Source organism: Bacillus sp. OV166 (genome assembly GCF_900177675.1).
Taxonomy (GTDB): Bacteria; Bacillota; Bacilli; order Bacillales; family Cytobacillaceae; genus Neobacillus.
Map to the genome: position 1 here is coordinate 1,514,143 of NZ_FXWM01000001.1, position 18,200 is coordinate 1,532,342.

The following is an 18,200-nucleotide window of genomic DNA, read 5'->3' on the forward strand; positions in this document are numbered from 1 at the left end:
CTTTTCTATTATTTACTATTTTTTAAATAGTGTCTTTTTTGTTACAAAATTTTAAATATCATTGACATTGATAATCATTCTCTTTATAATCATAAATGTGAATGATAATCATTATCAACAAAATAAAAAAACAAACCGGGGGAAACAAAATGTCGATCAAATTTAAACTTCTAGCAGCTATGGCAGCCCTTTCATTAGTTCTTGGAGCTTGTGGGAAAGCGGAAGAAACAGCTAGCAAACCAAAAGTAGAAAATAAAGAAAAATCAGCAGAGAAGAAAGAAACAGAAGTAAAAGAAAAAGTAGCGTATGCTGATGTATTTACTGAAGCTACTACGGAACTTGAAAAAGCTAAAGAAGGAAAAGAAGTTGATTTTGATAAAGTAACAGATTTATATAATAAGAATTTTAAAGAGCTAGTTCAACAACGTGACGCAGAATTTGAAGACACGATCGACGAAAAAATCACTGCTGCTCTATCTGCAGGTAAAGACGGATCAATGGACAAAGTAGTCGTCAAACAACTCTTTGATAAATTAATGCAAAAGGTATTTTATACATCGATTAAACACGATTTTACAGAAGTAACTGAAAAATGGGGTAACACAGAAGAAGTGAATGCAGAACTAGAAGAAGCAAAAAATTATTATGCCATTCTTAAAACAACTGTAGAAAAACGTGATGCTGCATATGGTACTACCCTTGTTAGTGTAATTGATGGTGGATTCAGCGAAATCGAGACAGCGGTTAAAAATAATGATCAACTGGGCTTTAACTTAGGTAAGCAAGTGGTTGACAAAACATTAATGAAGACTTTCTATCTCGCAACTGGTGCACTTCCAAACGGATATGCAACAAAGGCAGCAGCTGAAGCGGGGAAAGACGCTGCACTTGCTAAGGTAGAGCAAGCAGAAGGCTGGGCATTTTACCAATCTCTAAGCAGTTACTTGAGCAAGCATGCAGCTGATGAAACTGCCTTCATTGAAAAACAATTCAATCTTGAATCTGATGTAAAAGCAGTTGATCCAGCAGCTGTTAACAAAGCGTTCGTACGTGGTTTTGCGAAAATTGCTATTGATGAATACGGTGAGAGTAAAGAATTATTTGGCGAAGATAAAGCTGTTATCACTGGTTTAGAGGGTGCGTTATTTATCGATATCATCGGTGAAGATATCAAAACCCTTCTTGGTGAAGATGCTTATAAGACATTAACTGAAAAAGCACAGAAATATGTTGAAACAGCAAAAGCTAAAGATAAAGCTGCTGGTGAAGCACAATTGAACGAGTTAATTTCCACTCTGAATACAATCGTAGAAAAAGCGAAATAATGCAGAGGAAAAACCTTGTTAACTTACGCAAGGTTTTTCCTTTTTTCTCTGATATGAGAGAATAATGTACATAATAAGTCGTGATGACCAACTAGGTATAGAGGTGTTATACATTGAAAGTAATTGTTACTGGCGGAGCAGGGTTTATTGGCTCCCATCTTACAAGGAAATTGTTAATAGAAGGCCATGAGGTTTTAATTATCGATGAACTGCATTCTTACTATTCTGTTGCTAGGAAAAAACGTCAGCTAGAATTTGCACGTGGAGCAGGAGAGTTCGCTTTCTTTCAAAAAAGTCTTATAAATGACGAAGCGGAAGTAAAGGAAATCTTTCTTTCCTACAAGCCAGAAATGGTAATACACCTAGCGGCCATTCCTGGTGTATCACATTCAATAGCGGCCCCAAATGAGTATGTTGACTATGATATTAAAGCCACCATTAATGCACTGCGATTTGCGGGTCAATCAAACGTAAAACATTTTATTTTTGCTTCTTCCTCATCGGTTTACGGAGAACAAAAGAACGTTCCGCTTCAAGAAGAGATGGCGATGGGAAAGGTGGTATCTCCTTATGCAGCAGCTAAATTTGGGGCTGAATCCTTTTGCCATGCCTATTCTTCAATATTTGACTATAAAATTTCTATCCTTCGCTTTTTTACCGTTTATGGACCCTGGGGTAGGCCAGATATGGCCATAACAGGATTTATTAAAAATTTGCTGAATAAACAGGAAATTACATTGTTTGGAAATAGAACGGCTAGAGACTATACATATATAGAAGATTGTATAACAGGGATCATTAGTGCTTTTAACCAAACTGAAAGGGTCGGTACCTATAATATAGGGTCTGGTAAACCGATTTTTATTGAGGAATTAGTTGAGTATTTAAAGCAGCATTTTCCTGATATAACTGTAAAACAAGGTGGTTTTCGCCAAGGGGATGTCAATTCCACATGGGCGGATATTTCGAAGGCACATCAACAGCTTGGATTTACTCCATCAATATCTTTTTCAGAGGGACTTGCTAAAACAATAGAATGGGCCAAAAAGCATGTTTCGGAAATCAGTTAAACGTTTGGTTAAAGTGATGGGATTCATTCTGGCAGGAATTTTTATCCTGTTGTCCTGGCGATATTTTCATGCTGAAAACTTCTTAAATGGGTCCAAAAAATTTTTCTTGGGTAATCCTTTGATTATCATAGTTGTTACCGTGGGATACCTATCCTCATTTATCCTCAGAGCTGAGGCGTGGAGATTATATCTAGGAAAGAAAGCCAAGTTTATAAGCTGTTTACAAGGCATTCTCTTAAGTCTTTTCGTAAATCATATCACTCCAATAAAGGTTGGGGATGCGGTTAGGGTAGGGGTGTTGTCCTGGAAGGAAAAAAACATAAGTCCTGATATTTCTGCGCATTCTGTAGTTGTGCTCAGATCGCTTGATATGTTGTTCCTAATGTTATTTTCCATAATAGGACTAATTGCTTTTTCCAAAGCGTTTATCTTTCATTTGTCATTAGGAGTATTGCTTATTTTAGGTTTAAGCTTTCTAATAGGAGGATTTATAGTCTTTAAATACTGTCCACTCTTTGTGGAAAAGCATATCTTATTATTAAGAACAAGCTTTAAGGGCTGGAATTTTGTTTATATTTTTTTCTTAATTGGATTAAGCTGGGCTATGGAAGGCGCTGTTTTGTGGGGGGTAACAGCTTCGTTAGGTGATGGTCTTTCTATTTATAAGTCAATTTGGGTCAATTCTATTACTGTCGGTGGGCAGGTATTTCAAATTACACCTGGGGGAATATCTACATACGAATCAGTCATGACCGCGGCTTTAACAAGTTTTGGGTTTCCGACAAAGGATGGATATATGGTTGCTCTTATTAGCCATAGTTATAAGTTTATTTTTTCCTATTTCGTTGGTTTCCTGCTATTGATTCATTCACCTGCATCAAATTTTAAACAAATAAAAGTGTTTCTAAGAATGAGAGGAAGACAAAAATGAAAAAAGCATCTTCTTTTGAAAAAGTTGCGGCAAGGTGTTGGAACCTTCTGAATGAAGGGAAGCCGTTTACTCCAATATTTACAATCGGTACCATGTTGATTTATTCCCTATCTAAGTTGGGATCCCCTTCTTACAGTTTAGATCTATTCTTAGGGTTATTAGCCATCTTACCTCTATTAATTATTTACTACCTGTACGATTATCCATTATTTCTTAGAAACTATTTATGGATCCCATTTACAGCCTTTCTTATCATTTGGGATCATGTGAATCTTAGTCTGCTTTTTACTGGTATTGGTTTATATTTCTTTTTTACAGTCTTTTTTTGGGGCACATTTTATTATCATTTGCGCATCGGCACCTCATGGCTGAATTTTACCCGGTTCTGGAAGCTCGTTTTAAAAAATAGTGATTCAACAAGTGGAAATGCCCAAGAACAACTGCCAAAGTTTCTTTTGTTATTATCACTTTGGAATTTGACTATTGAGAAGCAAACCTGGTCGGGAAGTGAAATTGGAGTCATCGTATTCTTCTATTTAGGAATTCTATTGTTTTCTTGGATTCTTCATAAAAATCTGTTCGATTGGAAGCCGAAGATTATCCCTACCTTTACTTCTAATGTTGATGAGCGGACAGATGCCATTAATAAGAAAGTTATTGTTATGGTCATTGACGGAATGAGGAAAGAGCGTTTTGAAGAAGCGAACACTCCCTTTCTCGACTATTTGAGAAAAAATGGAACAGACTATACTAGAATGGAAACCGTCTACCCAGCAAGAACTGTCGTTTGTTTTTCATCGATGTTTTCAGGGACATACCCATTTGAACATGGAATCAAGTCGAATATGGTTTGGAAGCAGGGTATTAAAGTAGAGAGCGTATTTGACACATTAAGAAAAGTAGGGAAAAAGGGTTCATTATTAGCGGTAGCCCATCTCGTTGATTCCTTTGGAAAGGATGTAGAGACATTCACAGCCGTAATGCACAATAATGTTGTCGATCGTAAAATTATTGATCGAGCGAAAAATATCATGGAAGAACAAGATCCTGATTTGCAAATTGTGCAATTAATAAGTACAGACCAAACTGGACATAGCCGAGGTGTATTATATAACGAATATATTCAAAAAATCGAAGAGGCTGACGCCTTAGTTAAAGAATATTTTGAGTGGTTAAAAGAGAAAGGTAAGCTTGAAAATTACACGTTTATTGTTTGTGCTGACCATGGTCAAGCTGATGGGATTGGTGGACATGGCCACCTCGATGAAGGTGAAAGATTCGTACCGTTCTTTATGTATGGTCCGTCTATTGAAACAGGAAAAAGTGTGGAGGAAAAGCATAGCTTGGTTTCCCTCGCTTCAACGATTTCCTATTTGTTGGGGGCACCATATCCTAGTCACAGCCGTGGACCAGTATTAATAGAGGCAGTAAGGAAGGATGTTTAATCAATGGAGCAGCAAAAAGTAATTGTCTTTCTTCCAGCTTTCAATGAGGAAGAGTCGATTGCCCAAGTCATTCAAAAAATACCAAGAGATTTCGATCCAAAGGTGAAAGTAGAGGTTTTAGTGATAAATGATGGCTCTAATGATCGAACGGTCGAGCAGTCCTGGAAAGCAGGGGCAGATTATGTCCATACCTTTGCTAAAAACCTTGGATTAGGTGCTGCTGTTCGTAAAGGGCTGGAGCTTTGTGTTTTAAATGGAGCAGATATTGGTGTCATGATTGATGCTGATAATGAATACCCTGCAGATCAGATTCCTGATATTGTCAAACCCATCTTAATGGGAACAGCTGATTATGTAATGGGTTCCCGTTTCCTTGGAACTATTGAAGGAATGCAGTGGAACAGGAGAATCGGGAATTATTGTTTTACGTTTCTACAAGCTCTTTTACTAAGAAAATGGATTTATGATGGACAGTCTGGGATGAGAGCTTTTTCTAAACAAGCTATGGAAGAAGCTGAAATTGTTCATGATTACAATTATGCACAAGTTGTCACGCTGAATCTCATTAGAAAAGGCTTTCGGATGAAAGAAGTCCCAATTCGATATCAGGTCCGTAAAGCAGGGGAATCATTTATCAAGTTTCGTAGTTATATGACATCGGTCTTACCTGCCATTTTAAAAGAAATGAGGAGGCCAGTGAAAAAGGTGATCCATAATAGGACAACATCTGGTGCAAGAGACAGGGAATTACACCTGTTGAAAGCAAGGGAGATTAATAAGTAAGATAAATATGATAAATATGTGACATTCTAAATCCTTGCATTGACAGCGAGGATGATAATCATTATCATTATCCATGTAGGAGGGAAATTCTTAATGAAAAAATTTTTTGGATTATTTTTTACTTTCGCATTTATTTTTTACAGCATTCCTTTAAGTAGTGCTTTTGCCTATTCCTATGGTGATCCGAATGAGGAGAAGGTTGCTGAGGTGTACAAAGAAATGGTAGTGAAGCTTGATGAGAATCCTCCCAATTACAATTCCGCCAAAAAAAACTTTGAAACTGTTAAAGAAGAGATTGATATGCATATGGGCCAAGAGCCTGCTAAGCTAATTCTGAGTAACCTTAAAGATAAGGACAAGGAAGCTACCATTGACAATATGGAAAAACTACTGGTTTTAAATATTGCGAGGCGTTTAGAGAGTATTGAAAAGGACTTTGCTGAATATGACACAACGAAAAGACTCCTAGCTAAAGCCTTTGCTACATACGATGCGTTGTCTCCTAAAGTGGAAGCTGAAAAACCTGAGAATGATAAGAAAATCAGAACGGATTTTGATCAGGCCCTTGAAGCATTGGGTAATCCCGGATTGTTTGGTGTAGGGAAAAAAGAGGCGAATTTAGACGCATTTAAGGAAAATAAAGACGAGATTCTAAACTCATTAAAAACTGAATTCAATTTAAAAAGCCTTGAAGTTGGGCATTTTTCTGAAAGTGCTACAGAAGCTGGGACTGCTAAAAAGGACTGGACGGATATTTCGAATATCCGAAACTGGATACCACTAGTATTAATCGCAGGATTAATAATAGCTGTACTGATAGTTGTTATCCGCAGAAGAAGAAAATAGAAACTGAAACAACACCATCGGGAGGGGAAACGGCTGTGGAGATTCAAGCTCTATTAATTACATTCCGTGAAGTATTAGAAGCTTTGTTGATTGTCGGCATCATAACTACTTATCTTAAAAAAGTGGACCATAAGCATTACACGAAATATGTTTGGTTAGGAGCAGGTCTTGCAGTTTTAGCAAGTGTCGGGGTAGCTCTCTTATTTCAAATTGTCTTTACTGGATTCGCCGCAATGGGAAGCGAAATGTACTTGAAAATAGGCATTATGCTAGTTTCGACCGTATTATTAACCCAAATGGTATTCTGGATGGCTAGTCACAGCCGTGATCTAAAAGGAAACATGGAAGGAAAAATGAATAAGTTTATTTCTACTGGTAATGTAGTGGGGATGGTTATCCACTCCTTTCTTGTGGTCCTTCGTGAAGGTGTTGAAACTGTGTTCTTTTTTGCTGCCATTACAGGGGGAGACATCGGTGCTGCAATGCAAGGATGGGGTGCAATTACTGGAGTGGCCATAGCCGCCATTGTCTCTTATGTGTTCTTTAAAGGAACGATGAGGATTCCGTTAAGCAGCTTCTTCAAGATAACCGGTGCTTTTATTATTCTTATCTCTGCAGGACTACTAGTTCAAGCGATTTCTATGATGCAGGACCTTAACATCATTGGCAGTGTTCTTCCACATGTATATGATCTAACATGGTTCCTGCCAGAGCATCCGATTGATTACACACATTACCTTCGTGATACTGGTTCGGCTCCGCTTTTATCCGGGGATATTGGAATATTTCTAAAGGCGCTGTTCGGCTATTCTTCCATGCCTTCTATTGAAGAAATATTGGCTTATATCGGATACTTTGTCGCAATTTTATTGCTTACCTCTTCCAAACCTGCAGGAAGCAAGCAAACGAATAAAACGAATAAAACGAATAAAACGAATTCAAAGACAACTAAAATTCTTGAGACACAAGTGAAATGAATTTTTGAACATTTAAAGTACAAGGCCGATGCCTTGTACTTTTTCTCTAGATCAGGTGGTGGATATTTATTGTTAAAAAGTAATTTAAAAGATCCCTTTTTATTAGTGATAAGTGTTGCAGCTATAATTATTGTTTTTATATCTCAACTGTATTTTATTAATCCATATACCTCCTCGTGGGATCAGGTAGATTTTGCACTGGCAGTGAAGCGCTATGATTTAATGGCTATGCAGCCGCACTTCCCTGGATATCCCTTTTTTATTTTAGGAGGGAAATTCATTCATCTGTTTGTGATGGACCCATCAAAAGCATTAACGATTTTTAATGTCTTTTGTTATGCTAGTTCTGTTTTTCCCATTTATAAGTTGTCCAGGAGATTCATACAGAGATCATTTGCTAGTTTATCTACAGCACTTATTTATTCAGCAAGCTACAGTGTTATTATGGTTAATCAGCCGATGTCAGAAGGAGCGGCACTGGCAGCATTTTGGTGGTATTTATGGAGCCTTCTTTTTGCTTTAAACAAAAAAAATTCAAGAGCGATCTTAATACCATTAGGTTTTTTGAGTCTTATGCTAGGAATTCGCCTTTCCTACTTGCCCTTTGCAATCGGTATAATCTTTCTGTTTTATTGGAAAGTAAAAAAAGATGGATTAAAAATGAAAGAGATCATATATTACTTGATCTCGGGAGTCATCTTTCAAGCAATATGGGTAATTGGTCTTGTCATTTCTGAGGGGAGTATCATCGGTTTTATTAAGCTTTCTTTAGCGTTTACCAGCGGTCATTTCAATGATTGGGGAGGAACGGTAGAGGCAGCTAATATTGGTTTTTTTGATAGATTTATCATTTTTTCCTCAAAGAACATCTTATGGACAGGAATTGCAACTGAATCTGTGCTTAGTGCTGTCATTTATATTTTCCTTCTCATTTATATATTTATTAGGGCGTTCAAAAAAACAAAAAAAAGATGGCCATTTATGAACCTTCTTTTTATATTGTTTAGCAGTTATTTTGGTTGGGCACTATTGGCTCAAAATGTAGAAAAAGCAAGACATGCGCTCCCGCTTGCGGTCTTATTGATATTTTTCCTTTGTATTCGTCTTTTTTCAGAAAGAATCCCTTTTCTAGTAGTGGGACTCAGCATTTTCGTCCTTGGCCATCAGGTAAATCAAAATGTAACCCTATTAGCGACGGAAGCTAAAGAACCTCCAGCTGTTTATAAAATGAATGCATTTATTGAGAAAATGAATGAACCTGTTATACTCTACACATGGGAAGAAACGAGGGTGTTACAGTATTTAGAGGTTCCATATACACACAAAAGGATAGAAACTTATCAATATTTCCGGTATGATGCGAAATATTTCCAAGGCAGGACCGTCCTACTTACAGATAAAGTGATTCAAGGATTTAGGTCACAAGGTATTTCAATAGATGGGAAAATCAAAAAGATAGCAACTTTTCATTCCAACGGACTTTTTGATCCAGTTTATCATGAAATAATTTTATATAAATGGATGGAGCAATGAACTGAGTAGTAATTAATAAGAAATACTCAATAAGGAAAGGAAAATCTTCATTGAAAAAAATAGCCATTGCTGGAACAGGATACGTTGGACTAGTTACAGGGGTTTGTTTAGCAGACATCGGCCATGATGTGATTTGCGTAGACCAGGACCATCATAAAGTAAGTACATTAAACAATGGGAATCCTCCAATTTATGAGCCAGGATTAAATGAACTGATGTTGAAAAATATGGAGGAGGGGCGGTTACGGTTTACAACTAGCCCTGCTATTGGCTTTAAATTGGCTGAAATCATCATAATAACAGTAGGAACTCCTCAAAATGAAAATGGCTCCCTTGATTTACAATATATTGAACAGATTTCTAAAGAAATTGGCAGGTCAATAAAGCGAAATAACGTCATTGTCGTTACAAAAAGTACGGTACCAGTGGGAACCAATGCAAAAATTAAAAATTGGATTCAATCCGAAATGCAAACAAGTCTTAAATTTCAAATCGTTTCCAATCCTGAATTTATCAGCCAAGGGTCGGCAATTTATGATACTTTTCACGGGGATCGGATAATTATTGGATCTGATAGTGAGGAAGCCCTCCATTCGTTGGAAGAATTATATCAGCCGTTTGGTATTCCCATTTTTAAAACGGATACGAATAGTGCTGAATTAATAAAAATAGCATCAAATTCATTCTTAGCTTTAAAAATTAGTTACGTAAATGCACTCGCAAGTATTTGTGAACATGTTGGCGGAAATATTGAAGACGTATCATTTGGAATGGGGATGGATTCAAGGATCGGATCATCATTTCTTAAGGCTGGAGTAGGTTTTGGCGGCTCATGCCTGCCGAAAGATACCCACGCACTAGTTCAAATGGGTAATGATGCGGGAGAAGCTTTTAACCTCATTGAGGAGGTTATTAAAGTTAATAAAAGACAGGAACTTAAACTAGTGGAAAAGGCCCTGAACCGATTTCAAAGTTTACGTGGGAAAAAAGTTGCATTACTGGGGCTTTCATTTAAACCTAATACAGACGATATCAGGGAAGCCGTTTCGATTAAGTTAGCCAAGCGTCTAGTTCAAGAAGGGGCGATAGTTATTGCCTATGATCCCGTCTCTATTCCAAATGTGAAAAAGGTTTTAGGAAAGCTAATTTCTTATGCAGATACGGTCGAGCGAGCTCTTATGAATGCTGACCTTACGTTTATTGTAACTGAGTGGGATGAAATTAAAAATGTTCCATTAAATCTCTTCCATGAGTTAATGAAAGAACCCGTTATCTTTGACGGGAGAAATTGCTTTCAATTAGAATCTATAAAAAAATATCCAGTTGAATATTATTCAATTGGCAGACCTAATGTAATTGGAGATATAAACACAGTGTTACAAAACAAAGGCAGCTAGTCGAAATAGCTGCCTTTGTTATTAAAATAATAAATTACTTTGTACATTCTTTGCAGGTTTGAATAGTTCATTGTAGTTGTCATACACTCGGGGGACTCTTTTCCCAATTAAACAAACAACCTCATAATTGATGGTGCTCATTAAATGGGCAATTTCGTCTACGGACTGAAAAGAAGAGCAGCTTTCTCCAAATATGGTGACTACATCACCAACAGAACAATTTTGTATATCCGTAATATCGATCATCGTTTGATCCATGCACACCCTTCCTGCAATAGCAGATTTTTGCCCATGAATTAAAACCTTCCCACGGTTTGATAGGAGACGGGAAAGTCCGTCAGCATATCCAAGCGGAAGGGTTGCGATAAGACTTACTCTTTCCGGCTTCCAAGTCCACCCGTAGCTGATTGCTTGTGAAGCTGCTACTTTTTTTATTGCTGCAATTTTCGTTTTGAAGGTCATGGCCTGCTTTAGCTGGATGGAGTGGTTTTTTAACGAAGCATCTGGATATAACCCATACAAGGAAACTCCAATTCGAACCATGTCCAGATGCATTTCTGGGAATTTCATTGTTGCAGCACTGTTGCAGCAATGTTTTATGGGTATATAAATACAGTTATTTTCCAAATATTCTACTATTGATTGAAATTTATTAAACTGTGCATATGTAAGGTCACTGTTTTCACTATCTGCATTAGCAAAATGAGTAAATACCCCTTCAAGACAAACATTTGTTGCTTTCATGGCCTTCTTCGCAAGAATTAGTGCATCATCACTGGAAGTAACGCCAATCCTGGACATACCGGTATCAATTTTCAAATGAATAGAAGCAGTTTTGCTTAAGCTATCCGCTTGGACAATGACTTCATCCAATACTTCATGGTCAAAGACTGTTAGCGTAATATTCTCTAAAATGGCAGCCCGAATCGAACGTGTCGGAGTATACCCGAGTACGAGAATGGGTTGTGTGATCCCAGACAGTCTAAGTTTGATGGCCTCATCTACAAGAGCAACTGCTAAATAATCTGCACCAGCTTCAATCGCTGTTTTTGCAATTTCAATGGCCCCGTGTCCATATCCATCTGCTTTAACCACTGCCATGATTTTTGCATGTGGGTGAACAAACTGCCTAAACTGTAGAAAATTATTTTTAATATGGTCTAGTGAAATTTCAGCCCATGTATCGCGGTAACTCAATTGATTCATGAAAACCATCCCCTTTAATCAAAAATCCCCTCAAGAGTTTCTTGAGGGGAATAACAACAATTAAATCGTAGCTAGTTCTTTTTCTAATGCTTTTTCAACTGTTACATAGTCAAACCCTAGATCTTTTGCTACTGCTTCATAAGTGATTTCTCCGTTGGCAACGTTAACGCCAAGATATAATGCAGCATTTTCAGAAATGGCTTTGAAAACCCCTTTATTTGCGATTTGCAATGCATATGGAACTGTAACATTGGTTAGTGCTATTGTTGAAGTTCTTGGAACTGCACCAGGCATATTTGCAACAGAATAGTGTACAACCCCATGTTTGATAAAGGTTGGATTGTCATGTGTTGTCACATGGTCAATTGTTTCAACAATTCCACCTTGGTCAATCGCAACATCGACAATCACTGAACCAGGCTTCATCGATTTAACCATTTCTTCTGTAACCAGCTTAGGAGCCTTTGCACCAGGGATTAATACTGCTCCGATCAGAAGGTCAGCTTCTGCCACTGCTTCAGCAATATTGAGAGGATTAGACATTAATGTTTTGATTTGATTTCCAAAAATGTCGTCTAACTGACGAAGACGGTCAGCACTTAGATCAATAATTGTTACGTCAGCACCTAAACCGATGGCCATTTTAGCTGCATTGGTTCCAACAATCCCACCACCAACAATGGTAACTTTTCCACGGTTAACTCCTGGGACACCAGCAAGGAGAATTCCAAGACCACCATGATTTTTTTGTAAGAACTGTGCGCCAATTTGAGCAGCCATGCGTCCAGCTACTTCACTCATTGGTGTAAGCAGTGGAAGAGTCCTGTTTACAGAAACTGTTTCATAAGCAACTGCGATAACACCTTTTTCTTTAAGAGCTTTTGCTAACTCTGGCTCAGCTGCAAGGTGTAAGTAAGTAAATAAAATTAAACCTTGGCGGAAGTACTTATATTCACTTGAAAGAGGCTCTTTCACTTTCATAATCATATCTGCTTTTGTCCATACCTGTTCAGCGCTATCTATAATCTCAGCACCAGCTTTAGCATAATCGTCGTTAGTGAAACCGCTTCCAATTCCAGCGTCCTTTTCCATTAACACAGTGTGGCCGGCATTTAGGAATGAAACAACACCTGCTGGAGTTAGTGCTACACGATTTTCATTATTTTTAATTTCTTTAGGTACACCTATAAACATAATCTTATTTCCTCCCCTAGTTACATTAAAGTGTTTTGCTATGGCTAAAGTATAGAATGTTTGCCAGAGAATTTCTTTGTTTAGAAAAGAGAAAGATTTTCATTCTTTTTGGGGATTTTCACAAAAAGTTCAAATCCCCTGATATTTTTCCAGTTTTAAATCTAGGTAGAGGATCATTTTTTGGTTGGGATCCTTGAAATTTACATCACCAATTTCGGTGATTCGTTTAAGCCGATAATTTAATGTGTTAGCATGGACATTTAATTCCTTGGCTGCATCATTAATGTTGTTATCTTTATTTAAGAAAACCTCTAAAGTTTCAATTAAATTGCTGTTGTGTTTTTGGTCATATTCATGAAGCAGTTTTAAGGAATAATTTTCATATTCTTCGGTTTGTCTTTTTTCTAAAATAAGATCAAAAATTTGATATATTCCAAGCTTTTGATAATTAAAAATGTCCTTAGTTTCAATTGGGAATTTTTCTTTAATTGATAAAACCGCCAATGTTTCCTTATATGCTTTGTTTGTTTTTTGATAATCCTCTTTAATACTGCTAAAGCCTGGATTGATCGCCTTTATTCCATATCTTTCACTCATTTGCAGGACAAAGAATTTCGCAAATTGATCAAGTTCATTGAAGGGGTTTTCAATATTAGTAACTGATACCAATAGAATTAGTTGATTGCAGTCTATTGTATAAAGAGTAATTTTTATCCGTTGATTTGTTTTCAAAAGATATGAGATGGATTGCTCTACTTTGTTCGTGATATTCTCTTGGAACTGAAACACAAGAACCGCATAAGAGGTCGGCGGTGTTAGTTGTAAGGAATGGAAGTGTTCGGAAATTTCCTCTTTTGTTTTCAAATGACCTGTTAATAGTTTCCAAAAGAATTCTTGTGAACGTTCTTCTTTTTTGTTCTTTCTCGTCTGAAGCTGTAATAGTTTATTTTTTGCTGAATCTGCTGCTTTTTTTAAAAGGGTGAAATCATCAGCCGTTAATGATTTATCAATTTCTATCGCCCAAATAAATCCGATCACTTCATCTTGTTTCCAAATTGAGATTGCGACTCTATGGTTAAGCCCTATATCATTCATGTTTTTCACACGGATGGGCTCTTGGGTCTTAAGTAAAGCAGGAATCGTTCCTTCTTTCCATAATTGATTAATGACTTTTTCCGGTACTCTCCGGCCTATGATGGTAGAAATTCTTGCTGGATCCGTACGTTCATCATGTGTACTATAGGCAAGTAGACGGTGGTTTGCATCCTCAATTGTAATAGGGCACATTAGTACCTGACTAATAAGGTCGGCAAATTCATCTAAGCTATCAAAGGCAGTCTTAAATGGATCGTGTAGTCTAGTATTCAAAATGATTACCCCCGGATTAATATATAATGACATATGGTAGTCTTGTTCAGTTCATAAAATGCCTTTGTTTAATTTTACAAAAAATATAAAATAATTTCATGTATTTTAACAAAATAAATAATATGAAATAATGTTAAAATTATTTCAAGTAATCCAAAAAGAGTAAAAATTTTAATAATTACTCTTTTGAAAGCGTTACCATTAGGAAAAAAGGAGGAATTATTAAAAAAAGGCTTAAAAGTATAGGCTAACATTGATATATTAATAAAGTGACAAAATTATTTCATGGGATGAGAGAAATTTTGAAGTTTATTCATAAAGGGGGATTTATATGAGTAAAAGCACTCATGGGAAAGAGCTTCATCGTGGGTTAGAAGAAAGGCATATCACCTTGATGTCTTTAGGGGCAGCCATCGGGGTGGGATTATTTCTTGGTTCTGCAACAGCCATTAAGATGGCCGGACCAGGTATTTTAGTTGGATACGCAGTTGCAGGACTGATTATGTTTTTTATCATGCGGGCACTGGGAGAAATGGCAATTCAAAAACCGGTTGCAGGTTCTTTTAGTAAATATGCACGGGATTATTTAGGGCCACTTGCTGGATACATAACAGGCTGGAATTACTGGTTTTTATGGGTCGTTACCTGTATGGCAGAGATTACAGCTGTAGGAATTTACATGGAGTATTGGTATCCGGATGTTCCACGGTGGATTTGGGCACTAACCGCACTGGTGGTTATGGCGACTGTCAATTTCCTTGCGGTAAAAGCGTATGGTGAATTAGAATTTTGGTTTGCGCTAATTAAAATTGTTACGATTATTGCGATGATTGCCATTGGTATAGGAATGATTTTCTTTGGTATTGGCAACGGTGGTATTGCTACTGGAATTAAGAATTTATGGGATCATGGCGGGTTATTCCCTAATGGGATTAAAGGCGTATTATTATCTTTACAAATGGTTATGTTTGCCTATTTAGGGATTGAAATGATTGGGGTAACTGCAGGTGAGGTTAAAAATCCTGAAAAATCTCTTGCAAGAGCAATCGATTCTGTTTTCTGGCGTATTCTAATTTTTTACGTGGGTGCTTTATTTGTTATTATGTCTATCTATCCATGGGAGGAAATTGGTACAAAAGGAAGCCCATTTGTACTAACCTTTGAACAAATCGGGATACCGGGAGCAGCAGGTATTATTAACTTCGTCGTACTAACAGCAGCACTTTCGTCCTGTAACAGTGGGATTTTTAGTACGGCACGGATGTTATTTAACCTTGCTCAGCATGGTGAGGCACCACAGAATTTCGCGAAGGTTACAAAAAGTGGTGTTCCAGGGATTGCAGTAGTTGCTTCTGCCGGTGCGTTATTGATTGGCGTCGTCTTAAATTATATTGTTCCTGCAAAAGTTTTTACATGGGTTACTAGTATTGCGACCTTTGGTGCGATCTGGACGTGGGGAGTCATTCTTTTATCGCAAATTCGCTATCGTAAGACCTTAAAGCCGACTGAGACGAAAGCTTTAAAATATAAGATGCCACTTTTCCCATTTACTTCATATATTTCATTAGCCTTCTTAGCTTTTGTCATTGGGTTAATGGCTTATAATCCTGATACGAGGATTGCATTAGTAATTGGACCATTATTCCTAGTATTCTTGGTTGCAGTTTATTATGCAAAAGGATTTCATAAACGAGATTCAATCAAAAATAATGTTGAAGAACGAGTTAGTTAATAAACTATTTGAAATAGGATTAGGAAAAAGCAGTGGGGCAACCCACTGCTTTATTTGTTGGAATTATTCATGTGCAGTATTACGTTCTACCGCTTCAATGTGCTGTTTTGAAGGCCAAAATGCCCATTTGCCGAGCAGGACTGTAATCGATGGTACAAGTAATGGCCGTACGATGAAGGTGTCCAATAAAACACCGATAGCAGTGATCGTACCAAAATGAACAAGTACTTGAATAGGCAAGGTTGTTAATATGGCAAAGGTTCCTGCTAGAATTATTCCAGCTGAAGTAATAACAGATCCGGATTCAGCGACTCCTTCTTTAATAGCCTGAGGCAGTGGTAACTGCTTGCTTTTTTTCCATATGCTCGAAATCATAAAGATATTATAATCTTCCCCTAATGCAACAATAAACACAAAGGCATAAAGCGGAATAAAACCTTGGATTGCTTCAACACCGAAAATATAGTGCAGAAGTACCCAGCCAAGTCCAAGTACACTAAAGAAAGATAAAAGAACAGTTCCAATTAAATAGGCTGTTGCAGTGAGTGAACGTAGATATGCAAGCAGCAAAACAGCAATGATACTAATGACAATCGGAATGATGATGCGGCTATCCTGATTGGTTGTCTGTTCGGTATCGTATTGTTCAGCTGTTAGACCCCCAATCCAAACTTTATCAGAAGCATGCGTAATTCCAGCCCTTTTTAAGCTCCTTTCAACCTTATTCCGAAGGTCTGGTATATGACTCATTGCTTTATTTGAATAAGGATTGACATTCATTTCTATATTATAGCTTATTATATTTGAATTTTTTGAGCCTTTTATTCCCTTAGAAACAAGTTCAACAAAGGATACTTTCTGTAAATCCTCTTTTACAGTGTTGGCTTTTCCATCTGTTTGGACAATTACTTGGACTGGGGCCAGGTCACCAGGATTAAAGTGCTCTGAAATTATTTTGAAGCCTTCTCTTGATGGCATATCCTTTGGAAAAGAAGACAAAGTATCATAGGTATAGATTATCTTGGTTGAAAAAAAGGCAAAAACACCTAAAAATAATAATGTGATTACCATCAAGTGGAGTGGTTTTTTCACGATTAGATTCCCTAGTCGTGCAGCAAATCCCGCTTTACTTTTTTGAGGTGCTACAGTTCTCCTTTTCTTTAGCGCGCGTTCCTCGTGCATTTGCAAAATTAACGTTGTGCCATCCTGTGAGAGCTGTTGCTTAAGAACAGGGAGAGGGAATTGATAAAAGGGCACGACGGAATCCAGTGAGTTTACTGGATTTTTATCTAATTCCTTGGAATATTTTTGAATGAGTGAAAGGTCTTCATCAGTAATTCCAGCTGATTTATACCAGGTTAATAGGGCAGGAGTACCTGAAGTAGCCGGGAATTCCTTCTCAGCGACTTTTTTGGCTTGCTGAGATGGAGAATGTGATTCTAAATTTTGTGCCATTTCATTCTTTTGGGAATCTGCTTGTGGGAGAGTAACATTCAATACTGCTACAAGTAACAGCCATGTTATAAGAACTATCCATCTTCCTTTTTTCCCGCTTACAGCATTGCCATACATTTTAAACCATTTTTTCTCCATGTCTTTCACTCCAATCTATTTCCTTATCAATTGATAAGTTGCCGGCAAAAAAATTATGCCCTAATTCCATTAATAAAAATTTCAACCATTAACTTGGCTTTTTCCTCAGCCATTGTAAGCCGCTGTTTTTTGGATAGTTTTGTAGTAGTTTCAGGCTGGAGAATCGATTTAATTATATTTAATATTAAATAGGCTAACTCGGTTGAATTTGTATTAAGCAATGCTGGATTTTTAATTTCCTCCTCTAAGATTCCATCATTAATCATTTTTACGACAGGCATAAAAAAACCTTCCATCCACCATTGATGAATGAGTTGTTGGTCATCAGGGCCTAACTCATGAGAAATGTCATGAAACATTTGTGCCATATCGATTTCAAAATGAATCATCATATAGATTGCAATTTGAGTAAACCTTTCTTGAAATGAGGTGAATTCGGCTAAGATAGCTTTTAGGTCCGCTTCTGTATGGTGAAGAGTTTGCCGCATGACAGCAACATAAAGCGTTTGTTTATTTTTAAAATGATGATAAATAGCTGGCTGTGTGACTCCACAAATTTGTGCAATTTTCCTGGTAGATACTGCCCGATAACCTAACTCCATGAATAAGCGCTGAGCAGTATTAATAATCGTTTGGTATGTTTCCTTGTGATCCATAGCTCCTATTTGTTTATTGTTCTTACCCATAAAATGAATTCCCTTCATGTAAATTTACTTATCGGTTGATAAGTAAAATATATCCGATAAGTGGAATGAAGTAAAGTGACAATTAAAGAACATAACCCGATAGATGGATGGAGA

15 protein-coding genes are annotated in these 18,200 nt (G+C 37.1%); 10 read left to right on the forward strand and 5 right to left on the reverse strand.

The window, feature by feature from the left end:
• The first annotated feature begins 149 nt into the window (after window positions 1-149).
• The 9 genes from CCK98_RS07175 to CCK98_RS07215 all read left to right on the forward strand — a co-directional run bounded on the left by CCK98_RS07175 (window position 150) and on the right by CCK98_RS07215 (window position 10,307).
• Window positions 150-1,325 carry a hypothetical protein gene (locus tag CCK98_RS07175; protein WP_088085941.1) on the forward strand — a complete coding sequence of 392 codons (1,176 nt, stop codon included), beginning with the start codon at window positions 150-152 and terminating at the stop codon, window positions 1,323-1,325.
• Window positions 1,326-1,438: 113 nt separating this feature from the next.
• Window positions 1,439-2,395 (forward strand): GDP-mannose 4,6-dehydratase, encoded by a 957-nt coding sequence (locus CCK98_RS07180; RefSeq protein WP_088085942.1) that lies wholly within the window; start codon window positions 1,439-1,441, stop codon window positions 2,393-2,395.
• Window positions 2,396-2,411: 16 nt separating this feature from the next.
• Window positions 2,412-3,326, forward strand: coding sequence for a lysylphosphatidylglycerol synthase transmembrane domain-containing protein (locus CCK98_RS07185; protein WP_256942535.1), 915 nt, complete (start codon window positions 2,412-2,414; stop codon window positions 3,324-3,326).
• On the forward strand, window positions 3,323-4,771 hold the full coding sequence (locus tag CCK98_RS07190; protein ID WP_088085944.1) for an alkaline phosphatase family protein: 1,449 nt from the start codon (window positions 3,323-3,325) through the stop codon (window positions 4,769-4,771). The genes CCK98_RS07185 and CCK98_RS07190 overlap by 4 nt, the downstream gene beginning before the upstream one ends.
• Before the next feature lie 3 nt (window positions 4,772-4,774).
• Entirely contained in the window at window positions 4,775-5,554 is a 780-nt protein-coding gene (locus CCK98_RS07195; RefSeq protein ID WP_088085945.1) for a glycosyltransferase family 2 protein, read from the forward strand.
• A 93-nt stretch (window positions 5,555-5,647) separates the two neighbouring features.
• A complete protein-coding gene (locus tag CCK98_RS07200) occupies window positions 5,648-6,400 on the forward strand; it encodes a hypothetical protein (protein WP_088085946.1) in 753 nt (250 codons plus the stop codon).
• Between the two features lie 35 nt (window positions 6,401-6,435).
• Complete coding sequence (locus tag CCK98_RS07205) at window positions 6,436-7,377, forward strand: FTR1 family protein (RefSeq protein ID WP_088085947.1); 942 nt, start codon at window positions 6,436-6,438, stop codon at window positions 7,375-7,377.
• A gap of 69 nt (window positions 7,378-7,446) precedes the next feature.
• Window positions 7,447-8,910 (forward strand): glycosyltransferase family 39 protein, encoded by a 1,464-nt coding sequence (locus CCK98_RS07210; RefSeq protein ID WP_088085948.1) that lies wholly within the window; start codon window positions 7,447-7,449, stop codon window positions 8,908-8,910.
• Between the two features lie 50 nt (window positions 8,911-8,960).
• A complete protein-coding gene (locus tag CCK98_RS07215; protein WP_088085949.1) occupies window positions 8,961-10,307 on the forward strand; it encodes a UDP-glucose/GDP-mannose dehydrogenase family protein in 1,347 nt (448 codons plus the stop codon).
• Between the two features lie 21 nt (window positions 10,308-10,328).
• On the opposite strand, the gene alr is transcribed toward CCK98_RS07215, so the two are convergent.
• The 3 genes from alr to CCK98_RS07230 all read right to left on the reverse strand — a co-directional run bounded on the left by alr (window position 10,329) and on the right by CCK98_RS07230 (window position 14,075).
• The gene (alr, locus tag CCK98_RS07220) at window positions 10,329-11,513 is read right to left on the reverse strand and encodes an alanine racemase (protein WP_088085950.1); all 1,185 of its coding nucleotides are present in this window, start codon (window positions 11,511-11,513) and stop codon (window positions 10,329-10,331) included.
• Window positions 11,514-11,573: 60 nt separating this feature from the next.
• Window positions 11,574-12,707, reverse strand: coding sequence for an alanine dehydrogenase (gene ald / locus CCK98_RS07225; RefSeq protein WP_088085951.1), 1,134 nt, complete (start codon window positions 12,705-12,707; stop codon window positions 11,574-11,576).
• A 129-nt stretch (window positions 12,708-12,836) separates the two neighbouring features.
• A complete protein-coding gene (locus tag CCK98_RS07230) occupies window positions 12,837-14,075 on the reverse strand; it encodes a PucR family transcriptional regulator (protein ID WP_256942276.1) in 1,239 nt (412 codons plus the stop codon).
• Window positions 14,076-14,406: 331 nt separating this feature from the next.
• Here CCK98_RS07230 and alaP point away from each other — a divergent pair, with 331 nt between their 5' ends.
• Complete coding sequence (gene alaP / locus CCK98_RS07235; RefSeq protein ID WP_088085953.1) at window positions 14,407-15,807, forward strand: alanine permease AlaP; 1,401 nt, start codon at window positions 14,407-14,409, stop codon at window positions 15,805-15,807.
• 63 nt (window positions 15,808-15,870) lie between these two features.
• Here alaP and CCK98_RS07240 read toward each other — a convergent pair whose 3' ends face one another.
• Entirely contained in the window at window positions 15,871-17,400 is a 1,530-nt protein-coding gene (locus CCK98_RS07240) for an MMPL family transporter (protein ID WP_088085954.1), read from the reverse strand.
• A 53-nt stretch (window positions 17,401-17,453) separates the two neighbouring features.
• Window positions 17,454-18,086: a TetR/AcrR family transcriptional regulator gene (locus tag CCK98_RS07245; protein ID WP_179195733.1), complete on the reverse strand. Its 633-nt coding sequence runs from the start codon at window positions 18,084-18,086 to the stop codon at window positions 17,454-17,456.
• Between the last annotated feature and the right edge of the window lie 114 nt (window positions 18,087-18,200).